Consider the following 435-nt stretch of genomic DNA (forward strand, 5'->3'; position numbering starts at 1 on the left):
CTGCTGGACGGAAGCGATGATGCCGACAGAAGATTAAAATCCATGCTGTTCTGGGACGTAAACAACGGAATCTCAAGAAGAAGCTGGGCAAGAAATGAAGGCGCTGTTTTCGCCATCAAAAGAGCGATGGAAATGGAGCCGAATCTGAAAGTAACGCTTCCGAATTTTGTGGATGAAAATCTTTTTTAATTTAGAAATGAAATCAACTTTGTCAAAGTTTAAGAACTTTGACAAAGTTTTACTAATTTTTTGATATAAGGAATATTCTGTTGTGTTTCGATCAATATTTTTCAGAAATAATGATCCCAATTGTAGAGCCTCCTAATTCGCAATATAATAGAAAAATCCGTCGCTAATATTTCGGGAACTCATGATCTCAAACAAGTGATTATTGTTTTCCAACATTCCCGACGGGGAAAAATAATAGCCGTAAGA

Annotated in this window: 1 protein-coding gene; it reads left to right on the top strand. The window is 36.6% G+C overall.

Features of this window, described 5'->3' with window-relative positions; all coding sequences use genetic code 11:
• Window positions 1–189 (top strand): hypothetical protein (locus WFK35_RS23050; RefSeq protein ID WP_336734994.1); only part of this gene is annotated, 189 nt, incomplete at its 5' end.
• Window positions 190–435: the final 246 nt, after the last annotated feature.

It is taken from the genome of Chryseobacterium sp. VD8 (assembly GCF_037149975.1).
GTDB classification, from domain to species: Bacteria; Bacteroidota; Bacteroidia; order Flavobacteriales; family Weeksellaceae; genus Chryseobacterium; species Chryseobacterium indicum.